Consider the following 19424-nt stretch of genomic DNA (forward strand, 5'->3'; position numbering starts at 1 on the left):
TTGCTTAGTTGTTATAATCTCCCCGGCTGTAGTCGATGTGATATCCGACCGCTGTCAGTTGCTTTTCCAATAAGGCCAGTCCTTCGGCCGCTTCGGCACCGAAAGCTACTTTCTGGTCGTACAGGTTATATTTGTTTCTCACAATGATAGGCGACAGATTGGGCATGACCACATTGGCGCCGGCAAGAATGCCCCGTATTCTGCCGTCCGGTGCCAGGCTTGCCAACGCAGTTGTCGAAGGGATCAGTGCCTTGGGATGCATCAGCCTGAAGATAGAGAGCAGTAACAAGGTCAGCTCTACACTACCTGCTTTTTCGTCACAGAACGGGGTTCGCTGATGGGGGATAAAAGGTCCGATACCAATCATTTCCGGTTGGAAGTTTTCGATAAAACGTATATCCTCTATCAAAAATTCCACTCTTTGATGAGGAGTCCCTACCATGATGCCTGTTCCGGTCTGGAAACCGATTCGTTTGAGTTCCTGGAGGCATTTGATACGTCTTTCGTTGGACATTTCATAGGGGTGCAGACAGTAGTAATGCCCTCTGTTGAATGTTTCGTGGCGTAACAGATACCGATTGGCGCCTTTCATAAAATAGCGTTCGTAAGCTTTCGTCGGTTTTTCACCGATAGACAGCGTGATGGCACATTCGGGATATCGCCGGCGGATTTCCGCAATGATCTCCTCCATGTCATTGTCCGACCGTTTCGGATCTTCGCCTCCCTGGAGAACGAATGAGCGGAATCCGAGTTTGTAGCCATGTTCGCAACAATCCCAAATCATCTCCTTACTGAGTCGGTAGCGATCGGCTCGCCAATTGTCTTTCCGGATACCGCAATAGTTGCAGTTATTCCGGCAATAATTACTTATTTCGATCAGTCCGCGTATGTAGACTCCCTGTCCGAAGTGTGCGGTCGCTACTTCCCGTGCCTGCTGATTGATGTATGCCAAGGCTTCATCATCATAGTGCGACAACAGGTGTGCGAACTCTTCGGAGGTGAGGGTGCGCTCCTCCCTTAATTTATCTATGAGTTTCTTCATACGATTCACGGCGTTTTATCAGTTCCTGGTTCAACTGCCGGCGTCCACCGATAGCGTCATTATGGGCACTGGGGCCGCTGATACATCCGCCTTCGCAGGCCATGACTTCAATGAACTGTCCTTGTGCTTTGCCTGTTTTGGCAGCAGCACGCAGCAAGCCTATGTTTTTCTTGTTCAGGTCCGAGACCTGGATGGCGGAGAATTTCTTAGCCTCTTCGCCTAAGTAGGCCTTAATAGCTCCCATCACACCACCTGCCTGAGCAAAACCGTGTGCTTCGCGTACCGAAGTATAGAGTACTGAGAATGGCTGTGTCTGTTCAAGTTGGATGTCCAGTCCCTCAAAGATCGAAGCCATTTCCTCAAAGGTAAGTATATAGTCCACACATTCATCGCGGCGGGCTTCCTTACGTTTGGCCACACACGGGCCGATAAACACGATCTTTGCATCCGGGTGGCGTTCCTTGGCGATGCGGGCGGCATAATACATCGGGGATCCCGTAGAAGAAACATAAGGCTTCATTCCTGGTATGTGCTTGTTCACTAATTCGATGTAAGACGGGCAGCAAGAGGTTGTCATGAACGGCTGTCCCTCTTCCAGTTTCTCTTTCAGTTCGGCAGCTTCGTGACTTACGGTGTCCATAGCTCCCTGTGCCACTTCGACTACATCGGCAAATCCCATCTGGCGAAGCGCTCCGTATACTGCTTCGATGGATGTATTGAATTGTCCGAGTATAGAGGGAGCAGGTATCGCTATCATCTTTTCACCGCTGCGGATGCCTTCAAGGACATCAAAAGCCTGGGAAATCTCGAAAATGGCTCCGAAAGGACAAGCATTGAGGCACTTGCCACAGTAGATACATTTGCTTTCATCAATATGTTCGATGCCGTTCTCGTCTTTGCTGATAGCTTTCACGGGACAGGCTTCTTCGCAAGGAACCGGAATGAATACGATGGCGTGGTACGGACAGCTTTGATGGCACTTCCCGCAACTGATACAAGCGTCGTGGTCAATCTTTGCCTGTCCGTTTTTTCGGAAGCGGATGGCATCCTTGGGGCAGTTCATATAGCAACTGCGGGCTACACAACCACGGCAGAGGTTGGTCACCTCATAGTTAACCTGTACGCAAGATGAACAAGCTTCATCGATGACGCAGAGTATATTTTCTTTCTGTTTGTTTTTACGTTCCAACGCCTGGCGTGCGTATTCCGAAAGTGGAGTGAGCTCGTCCGTTTCGTCTGTCATATCGAAACCCAACAAGGGGAAAAGTTTATATTTGTATACAGCACGCTCTTTGTGGATACAGCAGCGTCCGAGCGGGCGTGAACGGCGAGGGCTCAGTTCAATGGGAAGTCTGTCAATTTCATTCGTTAATTTGTTCTCTTTCCAGAGATTTACCAATTTTGCCAGCAACTTGTGGCGCACAATCATTACGTTGTTGGTGAAAGCCATATTTGAGTATTTAGAATTAGGGTTACAAAGATACGGCTTGTAGAAGTATTCTGCAAGCGTGCATTAATATTTGTTTTTTATTCCTTAATTATTTAACGCTGAACCACTCTTTAAATTCAGCTACACGTGCTTTACTGACTAAAATCTTCTCTCCTGATACCGAATGACGAAGATTGATGGAAAGACGACTGTTGAACCAGAGGTCTATATCCTTGATGGCTTCCCGTGAAAGGAGATATTGGCGGTTGGCCCGGAAAAAGAGTGTCGGGTCCAGACATTCGGTCAATTCGTCGAGGGTTTGTGGGAATGAATATTCCGTCCCGTCTGTCAGAACAGCTTTCACCTGGCAATCTCTGATGTAGAACAACAGGATCATATCAACCGAAACGGGGAGCAGTTTATCGCCTTTTATCGGAATCAGGAAATGGGTTTTATAGCTTTCCTGCTTTTTTAACATACGCATCAGGTTCACAAGTTCGTTTGTTTCCGGACCGGTAGGTTTGGAATTGCCGGAACTGAACAGGGTCAGTTTTTCTAATGCCTGTTCTATATCCTGTCTTCCGATAGGTTTCAGTAAATAATCGATGCTGTTGACTTTGAAAGCCCGTAAGGCATATTCGTCATAGGCAGTAGTGAAAATAATGGGGCAGGTGATGTGGACGTGTTCGAAGATCTCAAATGCCGACCCGTCTGCCAAGTGGATATCCATAAATACCAGATCGGGCATTGAATGATCGGTGAACCACTCGATGGTATCGGCGATACTGTCGAGTTCCGTTACGATTTCTATTTGCGGGCAGACTTCGCCGAGTAGTGAAGTCAGGTTTCGTACCGCTGCTTTTTCGTCTTCAATGATGATTGCTTTCATAGGTCTTTCCGGATGAGGGGTATACGAACGGTGAAGTTTCTGTCTTCTGTGATTTGTATTTCTTGTCGGAACAAGAGGCGATAGCGTTTGTCGAGATTGACCAGCCCAATGCCGGTACCGGTTGTAGCTGTCAGTTTAGACTGTATGGGATTGCTCACCAGGAGTCCCTCCTCCGAATCGGTCGCGATTGTGATGGTAAGAGGACGGCGGTTGCTGATCTCATTATGCTTTACGGCATTTTCAATCAGCATTTGTATGGACATGGGGGGAAGCAAATACTCTTCGGAATTATGAGTTATATTGATCTCGAATCGCAGATTATCTTCAAAACGCATTTTAAGGAGAAAGATGTAGGCTGACACAAAGTCCATTTCTTCACGTAGAGTGACGCATTGCGACTCGTTGCCTTGCAATGTGTATCGTAGTACGCGTGACAGTTCCTGGATGTAATCTTGTGCCCGGTCTTGATTTTCACGAACGAGCGAACGCAGTGTATTGAGCGAATTGAAAAGCATGTGTGGGTTCAGTTGGTTTTTCAGCACTTCGAACTGGTTGCGTATGTTTTCTGCTTTTAATTGTTCGTTTTCAACGATTACTTGCTGTTGGCGACGAATCAGGTAGATGATATAGCAACTGCTGGTCACCAGGCAGGACATAATGAAATCGCGTAATGGATGCAGGTAGTGGTGCACCATGGCATCTATAGCGGGAATATCAAATGTCTTGTGCAAATATACAAAGCATTGTCCCAGGAAATTGCTCAATATCCAGGTCAGTACAAAAGAGAGAATAATCTTTTGCCATGTGATTTTCATTGAGGTCTGATTGAAATGAAACAGTCGGGTGTTGACTGCAAACAGAATCAGCAATGACAAGAAAGTAAAGAGGACTTCGTTGGCTACATCAGCGAATTTCATCCCGGGAAAAAGGGTATGACTCTCAAATCCGTCAAAAAGAGAGACTGATTCGGGAAAATGGATAAGTACCGCCACCGCCAACGAGATGATGATGGTGGATAGGAGGTATTTATCGTTGTATATAGCTCGGATTCGTTTCATGGGGACAAAGATAAGACAATACACCGGATTATTTTTGTATTCTCGCCGTTACATACATGCCGGGACGGAACTGTCGGTTGACATCGTCGATACGGGCATATACTTCGAGCGAACGGCTTACTTCATCCACTTTCTGACCGATGGAGACCAGGGTAGCCTTGAACACTGTTTTGCCCATACCGTTGACCCGAAACTGGACGGGACTGCCTACTTTCATGTCCGCCAGGTCTTTTTCATAAGTTGTCAGGCAAAGCAGGGGAGCTGATTTGTCGATGACCTCACAAAGTGCTTCACCCGGTTGGATGTATTTACCGATATTCATTGCCACATCGCTGATATAACCATTGATGGGAGCCTTTACCTGTAACAAGGGCTGAATGCCGCTTTTCAGTAACTCTTCCGGGACGATGCCCAATAGGGTAAGTTGTGCTGCCGTAGCTTCCAGCTTGCTTTTCATTGACAGATAGTCTGCTTTGCTCTGTTGAAACTTCTTTTGCGAAGCGGCTTGCTCGGTCGAGAGAGTTTTTTGCCGTTCATATTCGGCCTGCAGATATTCTGCTTGGGCGTGGCTGTCGAGATAGGTTTGTTGCAGTGCGATGAAGTCGGGGTTCTCGAGTGTTGCCAGCAGGGCACCTTGCCGTACTTGTTGCCCCGGTAAGAGTGAGGTGTGTCTCACTACTCCTCCCATAGTGAGGGCCACCGTAGCTTGACGTTGGGGAGGCAATACAATGGTGCCGTTGAAAGATACTTGATTGGGTTTTGAAGTAGCCGATGTTATTCCGTCTACTTGGGTCGTAACAGTATCAGTCGGGATGTCGGCAATAGCAGGAGTCGGAACTATGGTTTCGGATGTCTGTTCAGGGTTTTTGCATGCCGCAAGAACCAATAAGAGGACCGGATAAAATATTTTTTTCATATTCTTTTTATGTTTCAACAGGTTATTGATAAAGTTCGTATTCTAAAGAAGCTATGTTGTATTGATATATAGTTTCGATATAGCCTTTGCGTATTTCACGGGCAGCACTGATCGACTGGATAAATTCCGCAATACCGGTTTCGCTGTGTTGCAATTGCAGATTGGCTGTTTTTACCAGTTCGTCCGCCTCTTTGAGTGCCGACGAAGTATAGAACCGGAGACTTTCTTCGTAACGTCGCAAGGCAGCACTCAACTCTGTTATTTTATTGTTCAATTCTCGGATGTTGGCTTCGGCCTGTATTTGTGCCGCCGAAACTGCTAATTTCGCTTGTTTGATCCGACTTTTTTGTGGCAGGAAGTAGATCGGGAAGGATACACCCACCATCCAGGCATTTAGATTTTTCAGTGGCAAAATATCCTGGCGGCTGTATCCGATACTTAATTCCGGAAAGAAACGGCTGCGTTCTACATTCAGGGCCGCCCGTGCTTCGGAAGCTTGGCTGTTGAAGAATCCGAGATGGGCTTCGGAGATGCTTCTCTGTTCGCAATCGGTGGGGAAGAGCGTCATCATCGTATCTTTCGGTGTAATCGGTGCATCTGCATAACAACTCCATTGGAAGCGGGCCAAAGCTACTTTTTTCTCTTCTTGTGCCTGGAAGAGTCGATTGTGTAAATCGGCTGCCAGTGTAGTCATCATGTTTTTTTCCAATAAGGTGATTTCTCCCTGTTCGTATCTCAACTCACCGATACGCCTTAAATCGGCAGCCATCCGATCCTGATCGTGATAGAGTGAAGATATTCCGGAGGCATACTGATAATAGGCCCATGCGCGTTTTACTTCTGCCGTAATCTCCTTTTCGACCATTTGGCGGTAGTAAGTGTTTGTTTGTACTTGTCGGTTGACAAGTACATTTTTGTAAAACGGCGTCAACAATGAACCCAGATTCTGTTCGAAAGCTATTTCCTTATCTTTCTTATTTTCACCATTCAACTGTCCCCACGAATAGTTGAATGTGGTGGGAGTCGCTTCTACAATGTCTCCCCATCCGGCTTGTGCCTGCCGGATGGCCGTTGTGGCTATCTTCAGTCTTGGGTGGTTTTGCTTGGCTATCTCTATCGCTTGTTCCAGGCTGACGGTTTGTGGGGCCTGTGCCGTGGCGGTGGCACTCAGCAGAAGTGCCGGTAGCAGGATGAACAGATGCAACCGTCTCTTAGGCTGTTTCCAACCGGCACTTGCCGCATTGACTATTTTATAAAAGACCGGAAGGATAATCAACGTTAATATAGTGGATAGAATCAATCCTCCGATTACAACTGTTGCCAGAGGGCGTTGTACTTCTGCTCCGGCAGATGTGGCGATGGCCATTGGTACGAAGCCCAGTGAGGCTACCAATCCGGTGAGAAATACCGGACGTAGCAGGTGAGGTGTCCCTCTTTTTATAATCTGATTGGTGGTCATGGCATATTTATTTTGTTTTCTTAAATCGTTGAAGTGATTGATCATCAGGATCCCATTTAGTACCGCTACGCCAAACAAAGCGATGAATCCTACTCCTGCTGAGATACTGAACGGAAGCCCGCGTAACCAGAGTGCCAGAATGCCGCCTATCAGTGATAATGGTACTGTAGAGAATACCATCAGCGTATAGGTCACATTCTTGAAAGCGAAGAACAGAATCAGTAGAATCAGCATCAAAGCTACCGGTATTACAATGGTTAGTGTACGGATAGCATTCTGTAAATTCTCAAACTGTCCTCCGTATTCAAAGTAATATCCGGGTTTTAACTTGATATTCTTGTCCAGTGTCTGTTGTATTTCCGATACTACCTGCTGAATATCGGCATCACGTACGTTGACTCCGATTACGATGCGGCGTTTGGTGGCATCGCGGTTGATCTGGAGCGGTCCGTTCACCAAGTCGATGCTTGCCACTTCGCTGACAGGAATCTGTACGCCTTCCGAAGTGCGTATGAAGAGTTTGTCGAGGTTGAGGTCCGCCACTTTTTCCTGATCAAGGCGTACTACTAAATCGAATCTTCTTTCATTTTCGAATACGACACCACTTACTTCACCTGCATAGGCTGTACGGATCATCGTATTCAATTCTTCGATATTAATGCCGTATCGGGCTATTTTTCCGCGGTTGTATTTCACTACCAGTTGGGGCAGTCCCATAGTCTGTTCGACAATGACATCGGAGGCACCCGGAACTTGCTCGACGAAGCGAGCGGCTTCTTTCGCCTTTGCGTAAAGTTCGTGAGTATCCTCACCATATAACTTGACAGCTATATCGGCTTTGGCTCCGGTCATCAGTTCATTGAAACGTAACTGGATGGGTTGTGAGAAGTTGAACTCTGCACGATTTTCCAGGGGCTGGAGGGCTTCTTTCATCTTTTCTACCATTTCCGCCCGGTTCGATGCAGAGGTCCATTCTTTAAAGGGTTTCATCACAATCATTACATCGGCATCTTCTACTGCCATTGGATCGGTGGGGACCTCGGCTGTACCTATCTTGGCGACGACATGTTTGATTTCCGGGAACCGGTCCATCAATAATTTTTCGGCCTGATTGGAAACTTCGATGCTCTCCGAGAGTGAGCTGCCGGCCGGTAATGTCATTTGCATGGCAAAGTCCCCTTCGTCCAAAGTAGGGATAAACTCAGCTCCCAGTCGTCCGAAAAGCAGAAAAGAACCGATTAAGGCAGCGAAGGCCACAGTGACTGTTTGCCATTTGAAGCGGAGGCAGAAATGCAGGCACCGTTGATATATGACATTGAGTTTTTCAAAGAAACGGTCTGCAAATGTAGGTTTTACCATAATGGTGTGTTTTAAAAAAAGAGAAGCCATCATGGGTACATAAGTCAGAGAGAGAAGCAGTGCGCCGATAATGCAGAATACCAATGTCTTTGCCATCGGAGTAAAATATTTTCCTTCGATCCCGCTCAGTGTCAGTATGGGGAAGAATACGATCAGGATGATGAATACGGCGAATGTGGCCGAACGTACCACACCCGAAGCACCTTTCTCCACTTCTTCGTCCATTTCGGTTCCCGATAAAGTGCGTCCTTTCAGTTTATTGCTGTATAGGTGGGCAAGTATGCCTTCTACTATCACGATGGAACCGTCTACTACGATACCGAAATCAATGGCGCCGAGGCTCATCAGATTGGCTGTCACTCCGAAAACACGCATAAGGATGAATGCAAAGAGCATAGCCAGAGGAATGACTGAAGCTACGATAAGTCCGGCACGTATGTTACCCAAAAAGATGATAAGTACCACAAATACGATAATAGCTCCTTCAATCAGGTTGTGCACTACGGTAGAGATATTCCGGTTTACCAGTTCCGAACGGTTCAGATACGGCTCTATTCTTACTCCTTCGGGCAATAGTTTCTGTATTTTTTCTACCCGTTTTTCCAGCTCTTGTGTGACTACATTGGCATTGGCCCCTTTCAACATCATGGCGATACCTCCCACACATTCTCCTTCTCCGTCTTTGGTCATTGCCCCAAAACGTTTGGGCGCTCCAAAACGGACAGTACCCACATCGCTGATGTGTACCGGGATGCCGTTGCGGTTGGCGACTACAATCTGCTCGATGTCTTTAGTGCGGCTGATCATGCCCTCCGAACGGATGTAATAAGCGCTTTTGGCTTTTTCGATGTAGCTTCCTCCGGTGTTCTGGTTGTTTTTGCTCAGCGCTTCGAATACTTCGCCGATGGTGATGTTCAATGAAAAAAGGGCATCCGGGTCAACGGCTACTTCATATTGCTTCAGATAGCCGCCAAAACTGTTGATTTCTACAATACCCGGTATACCGGATAACTGGCGTTTTACCATCCAGTCTTGAATGGTGCGCAGTTCCATGGCATCATATTTATCTTCGTAGCCGGGTTCTACTTTCAGGATGTACTGATAGATCTCTCCTAATCCGGTAGTGATGGGCATCATTTCCGGCATGCCCAGCTCTGGTGGGATTTCTCCGGTTACCGATTGAATCTGTTCGTTAATTAACTGCCGGGCATCGAGGGTCGGTACGCTTTCTTTAAATACGACTGTTACCACCGACAGTCCGAAGCGACTTACCGAACGAATATCTTCCACGTTCATGATATTGCTCATGGCAATTTCGATGGGCATCGTGATTAGTTGTTCCACTTCCTGAGGGGCAAGTGTGGGAGAGACTGTTACGATCTGTACCTGATTGTTGGTGATGTCCGGTACGGCATCGATCGGCAGAGTCAACATTGCATATATGCCTCCGATAAGAAGGAAGAGTGTAGTAAGTCCTACAAATAATTTCTTTTTTATGGAAAAACGTACAATGGCTTTAAACATAGTCTTTAAGTGTTTGAATGTCGGTACAAAGGTAAGTTGCCGGGATATTCATTGTTAACGGAAAACTGTGAGGCGGATAGATTGACCGGTGAAATGTCAAAATGTGGAGATGAAGTGAATTGGAATAGCTGAAAAAAACTATCTTTGCATATCAACAACACATCACAAAGATAAGATTATGAAGAAAAAAGTACTTTCCTTGCTGGCATTCCTTCCGGCATTTACGACAGTGATGGCCCAGCAGACGGCAGAAGTGCCGGATGTATGTGCATTTGTCAACCCGATCATCGGAACCAATGGTATGGGGCATACTTTTCCCGGTGCCTGTGCTCCGTTCGGACTTGTACAGTTAAGTCCGGATACAGATACGATTCCTCACAACATAGATGGAACTTATCAAAAAAATGCGTATGAATATTGTGCCGGATATCAGTACTATGATCCAACGATTGTGGGATTCAGCCATACCCATCTGAGTGGTACGGGGCATTCGGATCTGGGTGATGTTTTGATTATGCCCGCCACAGGTCAACTGAAGTTGAATCCCGGAAGAGCCGGTACTCCTGACGAGGGATACCGTTCCCGTTTCAGTCATGACACGGAGGTTGCTCGTCCGGGGTATTATGAAGTGGAGCTTGCTGATTATGGTATAAAGGCACAACTGACAGCTACTCAACGGGTAGGAATACATAAATATACTTTTCCCGATAATGCGGACGGACACATCATTCTTGACCTGATACACGGAATCTACAACTATGATGGAAAAACTCTATGGGCTAATTTACGTGTGGAAAATGATACATTACTGACGGGCTATCGTATAACGAACGGATGGGCACGTACCAATTACACATATTTTGCCATCTCTTTGTCTCAGCCCATCAAGGATTATGGGTATACGGATAAAGGGAAAGCTCTGTATAAAGGTTTTTGGCGACGGTTTAATACCGACCGTAATTTTCCGGAAATGACCGGTCGGAAGCTGGTGGCTTACTTTAATTTCGATACCCGGCAGAATCCGGAGTTAGTGATAAAAGTCGCTCTTTCAGCTGTGAGCACAGAAGGTGCAGTAAAGAATTTACAGGCAGAGGCTGCCGGAAAAACTTTCAATCAATTGGTTGCCGAGGCAAATTCTGCATGGAATCGTGAGTTGGATGTACTCGAAGCCAAAGGAACTCCCGATCAGTTGGCCATGTTTTATACTTCATTGTATCATACCATGATTAACCCGTCTGTTTATATGGATGTAGACGGTCGGTATCGTGGACTCGATCATAATATCCATATTTCCGAAGGATTTACCAATTATACTATTTTCTCATTATGGGATACATATCGTGCGGAGCACCCTTTCTTGAACTTGCTAAAACCCCGGCAAAATACGGACATGGTGCAGTCTATGATCCGTCATCAGCAGCAAAGTGTACATGGCATGTTGCCGGTTTGGAGCCTGATGGGCAATGAAGGCTGGTGTATGAGCGGTTATCATGCAGTGTCTGCTTTGGCTGATGCGGTTGCCAAAGGAGCGGATATATCTGTCCGGGAGGCGTTGAAGGCAATGGATCATACGGCTAATGTTCCTTATTACGAAGGAGTTGAAGCTTATAAAAGACTGGGCTATGTACCTTTCGATCAAAGTGGGACGGCTGCTTCCACCACATTGGAATACGCCTATGACGATTGGACTATTTACCGGACGGCTCTGTTGGCCGGAGACGACCAGTTGGCCGATCTTTATAAGAAAAGGGCGGATAATTACCGGAATGTTTTCGACACTTCGTCTGGTTTTGCCCGTCCCCGTTATAGTAACGGAGAGTTCAGGAAAGAATTTGATGCAATGCAGACTTATGGGGAAGGATTTATAGAAGGAAATTCATGGAATTTCTCTTTCCACGTGCCTCATGATGTGGCCGGATTGATTCGTCTGATGGGAGGTGAGAAGAGATTTGTCAGTCGGTTGGATACACTGTTCTCAATGGCACTTCCCCGCAAATATTACGAAAAGAATGAAGATATCGCTGAAGTAAGTCTGGTGGGAGGGTATGTACATGGCAACGAGCCCAGTCATCACATTCCGTATCTGTATGCTTGGACTTCCCAACCCTGGAAGACGCAATACTGGCTGCGGACGGTCATGAACCGGATGTATAAAAATGATATTGACGGCCTGGGCGGCAATGATGATTGCGGGCAGATGTCTGCCTGGTATCTGTTTACGGCAATGGGATTTTATCCGGTTTGCCCGGGTACTGACCAATATGTATTGGGAGCACCTTATCTGCCGTATATCCGTATGAATCTGCCCAATGGCCGCACTTTCGAAATAAAAGCGCCAAAGGTGAGCGATCGTAATTGCTATGTCCGGCAGGTGAAGCTGAACGGAAAGGTTTACGATAAGATGTATATTACTCATGCTGACCTTTTGGCAGGAGGAACACTTGAGTTTGATATGGCTGCTTCTCCGAATAAGAGGAGGGGGCTTGCAAAAGAAGCTAAACCTTATTCCATGTCTGAAGAGTAGGCTGCTTTCAAACATTCTGCCGGGGCTGCTTGTTAATTATTTGATAAACCAAATAATAAGATATGAAAGCATTTTTTTCTTTCGTAGCAGCCTTGGTACTTTCACTGTCGATGGCTGCTCAGAATAAATCATTCTATGACTTCACTGTGAAGACCATAGATGGCAAAGAGTATCCACTGTCAGGTCTGAAAGGCAAGAAGGTGCTGGTAGTGAATGTCGCCTCCAAGTGTGGACTGACTCCGCAATATGCAGAGTTGCAGGAGTTGTATGATCAATATAAAGATCAGAACTTTATGATTATCGGCTTTCCTGCCAATAACTTCATGGGACAAGAGCCGGGGACAAACGAAGAGATCGCCAAATTTTGTTCGGTAAACTATGATGTTACTTTCCCGATGATGGCCAAGATTTCGGTAAAGGGTAAAGATATGGCTCCACTTTATCAGTGGCTGACTGAGAAGAAGCTGAACGGGAAGCAGGATGCGCCCGTACAGTGGAATTTTCAGAAGTTTATGATTGACGAGAATGGAAATTGGGCCGGTTTCGCAGCTCCTAAAGAAAGTCCTTTTTCTGAGACTATTATCAGTTGGATAGAAAAGAAGTGATTTAATGTGTCAAAACTCACCACAGAGGACACAGAGTAACACAGAGACGATTTTAAGTTGTTGATTATTAATAAAAAGACTCTGTGCTACTCTGTGTTACTTCGTAGTGAAAAGAGTTTCTACACAGCCTCTTTTGGGGAAGTGGAAGAGAAAATCCCTACTTTTTCTATTTCACTTTCAAAGTTCGGTGTGAAGACACCTTTTCCTAAATTCGTTTTGATTTCTTCATAGCTCCAGAAACGTCCGCCATCTAATTCATCGCTGGGATGTATTTCTCCGTCGTACACCGTTTTATGCACAAAGACTAATTCCCGTTCACGGGCAGACTCAAAGACATAGCTTGTCAGGAGTTCTGGTGTGAAGTCTGTGATGTCTAATTCTTCGGCGACCTCTCTCTTTAAAGCTATTTCTACACTCTCTCCCAGATCGATGTGTCCGCCTACGGCGGTATCCCATTTGCCCGGCTGTATATCCTTCCATTCAGGGCGTTTCTGCAAGTAAAGTTCACCTTTTGAGTTAAATACGTGCAGATGGACAACCGGATGCAATAGCTTGCTTCCGCTATGGCATTCGCCGCGTGTAGCAGCTCCTGTAATAGTTCCCTGTTCGTCTACGATGGGAAACATTTCCTGATTATTATCGCTTTGCATATCTTAAGGTATTAATAAGGATGAATCGCCGTAGCTCAGGAAGCGGAAATCGTGGCTGAGTGCATAGTCGTAAATTGTACGCCAGTTCCCTTTGACAAATGCCGAGACCAATAATAGCAGGGTGCTCTGTGGCTGATGAAAATTGGTAACCATTGCTTTGACTATTTTGTATTCGTACCCCGGAGCAATAATAATTTGTGTACTGGTGTGCAATGCTTCCATACCGTGACGGTCGAGATAACCTAATATCTTCTGTAAAGCTACAACAGGGCGTACGTCACATTCCGTTTCGTAAGGTTGCCACTGTTTTACATGCAATTGTTCTTCCGTAGCTTCCGGGTTGTTGGCCAGCGTTACACCGATGTGGTAGAGACTTTCAAGGGTACGTACGGAAGTTGTTCCTACGGCAATGGCACAAGCGTCGTGGTCTATCAGCTTTTTGATAATACTGCGTGATACGGATATATATTCCGTATGCATTTCGTGCCCCTCTATCTCTTCACTTTTTACCGGTTTAAAAGTACCGGCGCCAACATGGAGGGTCAGTTCCTCGAGGTCGATCCCTTTTTCGGTCAGGGCATCCAGTACACGAGGGGTGAAATGTAAACCTGCCGTAGGAGCGGCCACCGAGCCTTTTATTTTTGAATAGACTGTCTGATAGGTCTCTTTATCACTTTCTTCCGTATCCCGGTTGAGATATGGAGGGATGGGTAACTCGCCGAATACTTCGAGAATATCGGCAAAGGTGACTTCCGGATTATCCCAGTTGAAATCTATCCAATGACTGGTTCCACGACACTCGCCACGAGTAGCCGTCAGGGTGATGGGGAATCCTTTTACAGTCATTTCACGACGTAACGGACCGTCTTTCCATTTTTTCAGGTTACCGATCATGCAAAGCCACGCCGCATGTTCCGTTTGCTGGAAATTGAGTACATAGTCGTTGGGCTGAATGGGTTCCAGGCAAAATACCTCGATGAGCGCTCCTGTCTCTTTGCGGAAATGGAGTCGCGCCTGAATAACCTTGGTATTGTTGAATATCATCAGACTTCCGGTAGGCAAGTGTTTCGGTAAGGAGGTGAATACATCTTCGCTGACTTCGCCGTGACGGTAAATAAGTAACTTAGACTGGTCCCGCATAGGCAACGGGAATTTAGCGATGCGTTCATCCGGCAATGGATAATTGTATTCGCTAATACGGATATGTTTCGGGTTTTCTTTCATCATTTCTTTCTTTGCGACGACAAAAGTAGTTATATTTGCCTTAATTTGTAGATTGTAAATGGTAAATTGTAAACAGAACGATGAAAATAGGTGATAAAGTGCGCTTCCTCAGTGAGGTGGGCGGAGGAATCGTAAAAGGATTCCGGGGAAAAGATATTGTATTGGTGGAAGATGCTGATGGATTTGATATCCCGATGCAGATACGCGAGTGTGTGGTGATCGATACGGATGATTATAATATGACCCGGAAGGCTGCTCCTGCGCCAAAGAAACCCGAAGAACCCGTCAAACCGGTAAAGCCTGAGATTCCGGTAGTTCGTTCGGCCGAAGTGCGGGGTGGTGATGTTTTAAATGTTTTTCTGGCTTATGTGCCCGAAGACGTGAAAGCTATCAGCAGTACTTCGTTTGAGGCTTATTTGGTAAATGACAGCAATTATTATTTGTATTATACGTATCAGAGTGCCGAAGGAAAGGCTTGGAAAACCCGTTCACATGGACTGGTGGAACCCAATACGAAGCTTTTGTTGGAAGAGTTTACTAAAGATATGCTGAATGAAATGGAGCATGTAGCTGTTCAGTTCATTACTTTTAAAGATGGACGGACAGCACCTTTGAAACCTGCGGTTTGTGTGGAGCTGCGTATCGATACGGTGAAGTTCTATAAGCTGCATACATTCCGTGAGTCGGACTTCTTTGAACAGCCGGCTTTGGTTTATGATATTGTGAAAGACGATGTTCCTACCCGTCAGGTATTTGTTTCGGCTGAGGAACTGCAGTCTGTACTGATCCGGAAGAAAGAAGTGGATAAACCTAAGTCACAACCGATTGTGAAACGTGGTGGAAAGAATGAAATTCTTGAAGTGGACTTGCACATCAACGAGCTGCTGGATGACACACGTGGCATGGGGAATGCCGAGATACTGAATTATCAGTTGGATAAATTCCGTGAAGTGATGGAGAAGTACAAAACCAAACGTGAACAAAAAATAGTTTTCATTCATGGCAAAGGTGACGGAGTGCTTCGTAAAGCATTGATTGATGAATTAAAGCGAAAATATAGTAATTGCCGCTATCAGGATGCTTCTTTCCAGGAATATGGTTTCGGAGCGACGATGGTGACCATTAAATGATGCTTCTATGCCTGTTATTGGGATGTGCGTGTTTCTGAAATTAGAGAGGTGACAAAAAAGGAAATTAAGTGAATTGATGCAGTGTAAACGGGTGGAAGGATGAAAGAAATGTGGATAATTACTAAAATTATACATTGATGTATTATACATTGATGTATAATTTGTATCTTTGTTCTATGATAAAGAAGGAAACAGCTTATGAAATCACCTTTTCAGTATGGTACACTGGTCGATAAAGAGAATTTTGTCAACCGGGTAGAAGAACGCAAACAACTGAAAGAGTTGTTAGGTTCGGGTATTAACGTAATGCTCATCTCTCCACGTCGTTGGGGAAAATCTTCACTTGTCAAAGTAGCGATGGACGAGTTGATGCATGAAGATAAACAGGTTCGTGTCTGTTATATCGATGCATTCAGTATCAAGACCGAATCCGAGTTCTACCGGATCTTTGCCCGTGAAGTCATCGCTTGCGCTGCATCTACGCTTGAAAAACGATTGGAAGATGTAAGACACTTTTTGAAAACTGTTTCACCCAGTATCACGCTGAAAAGCACCCCTACCGATACGATGTCTTTTGACTTGAAATTCGAATTGGAAGAAAGGGATGTTATGGAAATACTGAAATTGCCCGAAAAGATAGCCATAGCCAAAAGCATACGGCTGATAGTCTGCATCGACGAATTTCAACAACTGGCACAACTATCCGGCTACAGAGATCTGGAAGGTAAAATGCGTTCTGTCTGGCAAAAACAGCAACAAGTATCTTATTGCTTCTACGGAAGCAAACGACACATGATGCTGGATATTTTCAACAACTCATCCAATCCTTTCTATCGTTTCGGGCAGGTACTATTCCTGCAAAAGATTAAGAAGGAGGAGTGGGTACCTTTTATCGTCAATGCCTTCAAGCGGACGAATAAAGAAATCAGCAAAGAGCAAGCCGAACAGCTGTGTGACATCGTGAAGTGCCATTCATGGTATCTGCAACAGTTGTGTTACTTCGTCTGGAGTGGCACTTCCGACAAAGTGACTGACGAAACCATTGAAATGCGTACCCGGCAATTGATAGATACCAATATGCCTATGTTCATGAATGATACTGAAAATCTGACCGCTGCGCAAACTGCCATGTTACGTGCCGTAGCCAATGGTGAATACCGCTTCAATTCTATTCCTGTAGTGCGGAAATATGAATTGGGAAGTGCACAAACCATCACCCGCAACAAACGCATGCTGACCGAACGTGATTTTATTGAGAAGGAGGGGGAACTGTATGTGTTTTCTGATCCTGTATTCGAACTTTGGTTTAAGAGGGAGTATTGTTGAGCTGAATTGTAAGGGGAAAACCGGCTGTTTAACAATGTTAATGTCAATTTCCGTTTATTTTATTCTTGTGTGCAAATAACAAGCCTTTTGCATTTAAAACACTTGTTATTTGCATTCAAAGAATAAACTTTAACTCTGTGTTAAAACAAAGCTTTTACTGACAGATGTTTTTAACTTTGAATAGTTTGTATTTCAGCTTGTTAAGTTTGATTTTTACTTTTAGCCTCACTGAAGGTCTCTGCAGTATAGAGCCAATATACTTGCTTTTTTGTCAACTATACACAGGGGATTTGCCCTATCCGTTTATTTCCTTTTGCCTTATTCAGTGCCGCTATCAGATACCTTCCTTTTGCCCCTATGTCACTCCAGCAAGTGTTGGCAATCAGTCGCCACACCGTCGCTGGTACTATTGTGTTATGATGTATTTTATTTTAATACAGTGATTTATGAAAAAGTGTTTTGAAAAGGGTAACGGTTTAACAACGTGTTAACTGCCTTTGTTTTCAGTGTTCTTTCATTCCTCAAATAACTCCATCACAAAGATTCTATCTTTTTCAGAAGTAACAAAAGTATTCTAAGAAAGATAGCTAAAAGTATGAAATCGAAAACAGAGCAACACATAGATACTTTAGTTTCTTGATAATCAAAAATATAAAAAACGACTATGAAAACTTCTGAAAAATATATTCAGTGAATATTAATTTATATCTTTGTCGCTGAAAATATATCTCACTGAATATGAAAAGTTAAATAAGGAGAACAGAAGTAATAGTGAATATATCAAATGAGTAAGTATATTATGAATTGCATTTAGATTATGCTTTTAGAAAAACTACTTAAAGAATTTAATCTTAGCATCAATACTTTTAATTTAGAGGAATCTAAGTTATTTGACCAATATTTTGAACGGATATTGATTAGTAAAGGTACATTTTTAATTAAGGAAGGAGAAACAGAAAGGTATAGTTATTTCGTTTTTGACGGGATATTACGTTGTTGGCTTTTTAATCATAAAGGAGAAGAACAAGTTTTTTGGTTTTGTAAAGAGGGTACGTTTTCAATGTCAAACATATCTTTTATATTACAAACAAAGTCTGCATTTAATGTGCAAACAATTGTAGATAGTGTTATTTACCGAATAGACAAGAAACAAGTAAATGAACTATATACTGCTATCCCTAAGGTGAAAACTGTATTTGAAGAATTGAATGCTATATTGTTGAATAAACTCTTGAAAAGAAATATCGACTTGATTAAATATTCTCCTGAACAGTATTATCTACGGATGATTGAAGAATATGGCATTACGTTAAACTATATACCACTAAAAGATATAGCTTCTTATTTGGGTATCACACCACAGGCTCTAAGCCGAATCCGCAAACGTATTTTTTAACTTAGGTTCAGTGCTTTGAATGTATGAATCCCGAACTTTGTGGTTTTGAATAGCAATAACAATTATGATTAGAAAAATTAAAATTACAGACTATCCACGTTTGATGGAAATTTGGGAAAGTGCAGTATTGAGTACACACGATTTTCTTAAAGAGGAAGATTTTCTATACTATAAGGAACAACTTCCAGTATATTTTCAGCATGTCACTCTATTCGGATTTGAACAAGAGGGAACCTTAATCGGATTTATGGGAATTGCAGAAGGAAATCTTGAAATGTTATTTGTAGACAATAATTATCGAGGCACAGGAATTGGGAAAAATTTAATTACTTATGCCATAGATAATTTACAAGTAACAAAAGTCGATGTGAACGAGCAGAATATTCAGGCTGTAGGTTTTTATAAATATATAGGCTTTAACATATACAAAAGGTCAAATTTAGACGGAGAAGGTAAAGAATATCCTATTTTACACATGCAGTTGTAGTTTCTGTTCAATTATAAACAGATTCCTTTAATTAAAGATGTAATATTCCATTTGAATGAAATGGTTTACGAAAAATCATTGCAGAGCTTAAATAAGTGTATCTATCGCTTACTTAAACTCTGTTTTAATTTATGATAAAACAATTATTACAACAGAGATTTTTCCGTCTATTGTCGGAATATTTGCAGCGTAAAGTTTCTGCGTCCGAATTTGCAGAAGCTATTGAAGAATTGGCTACACATTTAGCTGATTTCAGTTTCAACGAACAGGATTATAGCGTTTTACTTCGTTATTTCTCCTTTGGTTTGCATCGGCTTAAATCGTATCGTGTGTGGTTTGAGCAAGAAAAAAATGCCCTATTTGCATTTAATTGATGAAGCAATAGGATTACTAAATAATGAAATGC

15 protein-coding genes are annotated in these 19424 nt (G+C 44.0%); 7 read left to right on the top strand and 8 right to left on the bottom strand.

From position 1 onward, the window contains the following. Nucleotides 1–4: 4 nt before the first annotated feature. The 6 genes from hydE to FDF36_RS10495 all read right to left on the bottom strand — a co-directional run bounded on the left by hydE (nucleotide 5) and on the right by FDF36_RS10495 (nucleotide 9676). Entirely contained in the window at nucleotides 5–1042 is a 1038-nt protein-coding gene (hydE, locus tag FDF36_RS10470; RefSeq protein ID WP_220391295.1) for a [FeFe] hydrogenase H-cluster radical SAM maturase HydE, read from the bottom strand. Then, on the bottom strand, nucleotides 1023–2492 hold the full coding sequence (locus FDF36_RS10475; RefSeq protein WP_005798358.1) for a 4Fe-4S dicluster domain-containing protein: 1470 nt from the start codon (nucleotides 2490–2492) through the stop codon (nucleotides 1023–1025). Before FDF36_RS10475 ends, hydE begins: the two co-directional genes overlap by 20 nt. An 88-nt stretch (nucleotides 2493–2580) precedes the next feature. Then, the gene (locus FDF36_RS10480) at nucleotides 2581–3360 is read right to left on the bottom strand and encodes a LytR/AlgR family response regulator transcription factor (RefSeq protein WP_005798355.1); all 780 of its coding nucleotides are present in this window, start codon (nucleotides 3358–3360) and stop codon (nucleotides 2581–2583) included. Further along, a complete protein-coding gene (locus FDF36_RS10485; protein WP_220391296.1) occupies nucleotides 3357–4418 on the bottom strand; it encodes a sensor histidine kinase in 1062 nt (353 codons plus the stop codon). The genes FDF36_RS10480 and FDF36_RS10485 overlap by 4 nt, the downstream gene beginning before the upstream one ends. Before the next feature lie 28 nt (nucleotides 4419–4446). Beyond that, on the bottom strand, nucleotides 4447–5334 hold the full coding sequence (locus FDF36_RS10490; protein ID WP_220391297.1) for an efflux RND transporter periplasmic adaptor subunit: 888 nt from the start codon (nucleotides 5332–5334) through the stop codon (nucleotides 4447–4449). Nucleotides 5335–5356: 22 nt separating this feature from the next. Then, nucleotides 5357–9676 (bottom strand): CusA/CzcA family heavy metal efflux RND transporter, encoded by a 4320-nt coding sequence (locus FDF36_RS10495; RefSeq protein WP_220391298.1) that lies wholly within the window; start codon nucleotides 9674–9676, stop codon nucleotides 5357–5359. 178 nt (nucleotides 9677–9854) lie between these two features. On the opposite strand from FDF36_RS10495, the gene FDF36_RS10500 reads away from it, so the two are divergent. Together FDF36_RS10500 and FDF36_RS10505 are read left to right on the top strand one after the other, a co-directional pair. Next, the gene (locus FDF36_RS10500; RefSeq protein ID WP_220391299.1) at nucleotides 9855–12200 is read left to right on the top strand and encodes a GH92 family glycosyl hydrolase; all 2346 of its coding nucleotides are present in this window, start codon (nucleotides 9855–9857) and stop codon (nucleotides 12198–12200) included. A gap of 62 nt (nucleotides 12201–12262) precedes the next feature. Next, the gene (locus tag FDF36_RS10505) at nucleotides 12263–12805 is read left to right on the top strand and encodes a glutathione peroxidase (protein WP_220391300.1); all 543 of its coding nucleotides are present in this window, start codon (nucleotides 12263–12265) and stop codon (nucleotides 12803–12805) included. 119 nt (nucleotides 12806–12924) lie between these two features. Here the strand turns inward: FDF36_RS10505 and FDF36_RS10510 are convergent, their stop codons facing one another. Beyond that, nucleotides 12925–13455, bottom strand: a complete 531-nt coding sequence (locus tag FDF36_RS10510; protein WP_220391301.1) for an NUDIX hydrolase — start codon at nucleotides 13453–13455, stop codon at nucleotides 12925–12927. Between the two features lie 3 nt (nucleotides 13456–13458). Further along, entirely contained in the window at nucleotides 13459–14679 is a 1221-nt protein-coding gene (locus FDF36_RS10515) for an S-adenosylmethionine:tRNA ribosyltransferase-isomerase (protein WP_220391521.1), read from the bottom strand. 80 nt (nucleotides 14680–14759) lie between these two features. Between FDF36_RS10515 and FDF36_RS10520 the strand changes: the two genes are divergently transcribed. The 5 genes from FDF36_RS10520 to FDF36_RS10540 all read left to right on the top strand — a co-directional run bounded on the left by FDF36_RS10520 (nucleotide 14760) and on the right by FDF36_RS10540 (nucleotide 19392). Further along, a complete protein-coding gene (locus tag FDF36_RS10520) occupies nucleotides 14760–15809 on the top strand; it encodes a DUF2027 domain-containing protein (RefSeq protein ID WP_220391302.1) in 1050 nt (349 codons plus the stop codon). A 198-nt stretch (nucleotides 15810–16007) separates the two neighbouring features. Then, entirely contained in the window at nucleotides 16008–17135 is a 1128-nt protein-coding gene (locus tag FDF36_RS10525; RefSeq protein WP_005781477.1) for an AAA family ATPase, read from the top strand. 817 nt (nucleotides 17136–17952) lie between these two features. After that, entirely contained in the window at nucleotides 17953–18531 is a 579-nt protein-coding gene (locus FDF36_RS10530) for a Crp/Fnr family transcriptional regulator (RefSeq protein WP_220391303.1), read from the top strand. Nucleotides 18532–18595: 64 nt separating this feature from the next. After that, the gene (locus FDF36_RS10535) at nucleotides 18596–19018 is read left to right on the top strand and encodes a GNAT family N-acetyltransferase (RefSeq protein WP_005821870.1); all 423 of its coding nucleotides are present in this window, start codon (nucleotides 18596–18598) and stop codon (nucleotides 19016–19018) included. Between the two features lie 131 nt (nucleotides 19019–19149). Further along, nucleotides 19150–19392, top strand: a complete 243-nt coding sequence (locus FDF36_RS10540; protein ID WP_220391304.1) for a hypothetical protein — start codon at nucleotides 19150–19152, stop codon at nucleotides 19390–19392. Nucleotides 19393–19424 lie beyond the last annotated feature (32 nt).

It is taken from the genome of Bacteroides fragilis, from assembly GCF_019583405.1.
Taxonomy (GTDB): Bacteria; Bacteroidota; Bacteroidia; order Bacteroidales; family Bacteroidaceae; genus Bacteroides; species Bacteroides fragilis_B.

Bases quoted from the DNA above. Each gene is read 5' to 3' on its own strand.
- FDF36_RS10480 (WP_005798355.1), bottom strand. From the start codon at position 3,360: ATGAAAGCAATCATCATTGAAGACGAAAAAGCAGCGGTACGAAACCTG.
- FDF36_RS10495 (WP_220391298.1), bottom strand. From the start codon at position 9,676: ATGTTTAAAGCCATTGTACGTTTTTCCATAAAAAAGAAATTATTTGTA.
- FDF36_RS10525 (WP_005781477.1), top strand. From the start codon at position 16,008: ATGAAATCACCTTTTCAGTATGGTACACTGGTCGATAAAGAGAATTTT.
- FDF36_RS10515 (WP_220391521.1), bottom strand. From the start codon at position 14,679: ATGAAAGAAAACCCGAAACATATCCGTATTAGCGAATACAATTATCCA.
- FDF36_RS10490 (WP_220391297.1), bottom strand. From the start codon at position 5,334: ATGAAAAAAATATTTTATCCGGTCCTCTTATTGGTTCTTGCGGCATGC.
- FDF36_RS10540 (WP_220391304.1), top strand. From the start codon at position 19,150: ATGATAAAACAATTATTACAACAGAGATTTTTCCGTCTATTGTCGGAA.
- FDF36_RS10500 (WP_220391299.1), top strand. From the start codon at position 9,855: ATGAAGAAAAAAGTACTTTCCTTGCTGGCATTCCTTCCGGCATTTACG.
- FDF36_RS10520 (WP_220391302.1), top strand. From the start codon at position 14,760: ATGAAAATAGGTGATAAAGTGCGCTTCCTCAGTGAGGTGGGCGGAGGA.
- FDF36_RS10530 (WP_220391303.1), top strand. From the start codon at position 17,953: ATGCTTTTAGAAAAACTACTTAAAGAATTTAATCTTAGCATCAATACT.
- FDF36_RS10510 (WP_220391301.1), bottom strand. From the start codon at position 13,455: ATGCAAAGCGATAATAATCAGGAAATGTTTCCCATCGTAGACGAACAG.
- hydE (WP_220391295.1), bottom strand. From the start codon at position 1,042: ATGAAGAAACTCATAGATAAATTAAGGGAGGAGCGCACCCTCACCTCC.
- FDF36_RS10535 (WP_005821870.1), top strand. From the start codon at position 18,596: ATGATTAGAAAAATTAAAATTACAGACTATCCACGTTTGATGGAAATT.
- FDF36_RS10475 (WP_005798358.1), bottom strand. From the start codon at position 2,492: ATGGCTTTCACCAACAACGTAATGATTGTGCGCCACAAGTTGCTGGCA.
- FDF36_RS10505 (WP_220391300.1), top strand. From the start codon at position 12,263: ATGAAAGCATTTTTTTCTTTCGTAGCAGCCTTGGTACTTTCACTGTCG.
- FDF36_RS10485 (WP_220391296.1), bottom strand. From the start codon at position 4,418: ATGAAACGAATCCGAGCTATATACAACGATAAATACCTCCTATCCACC.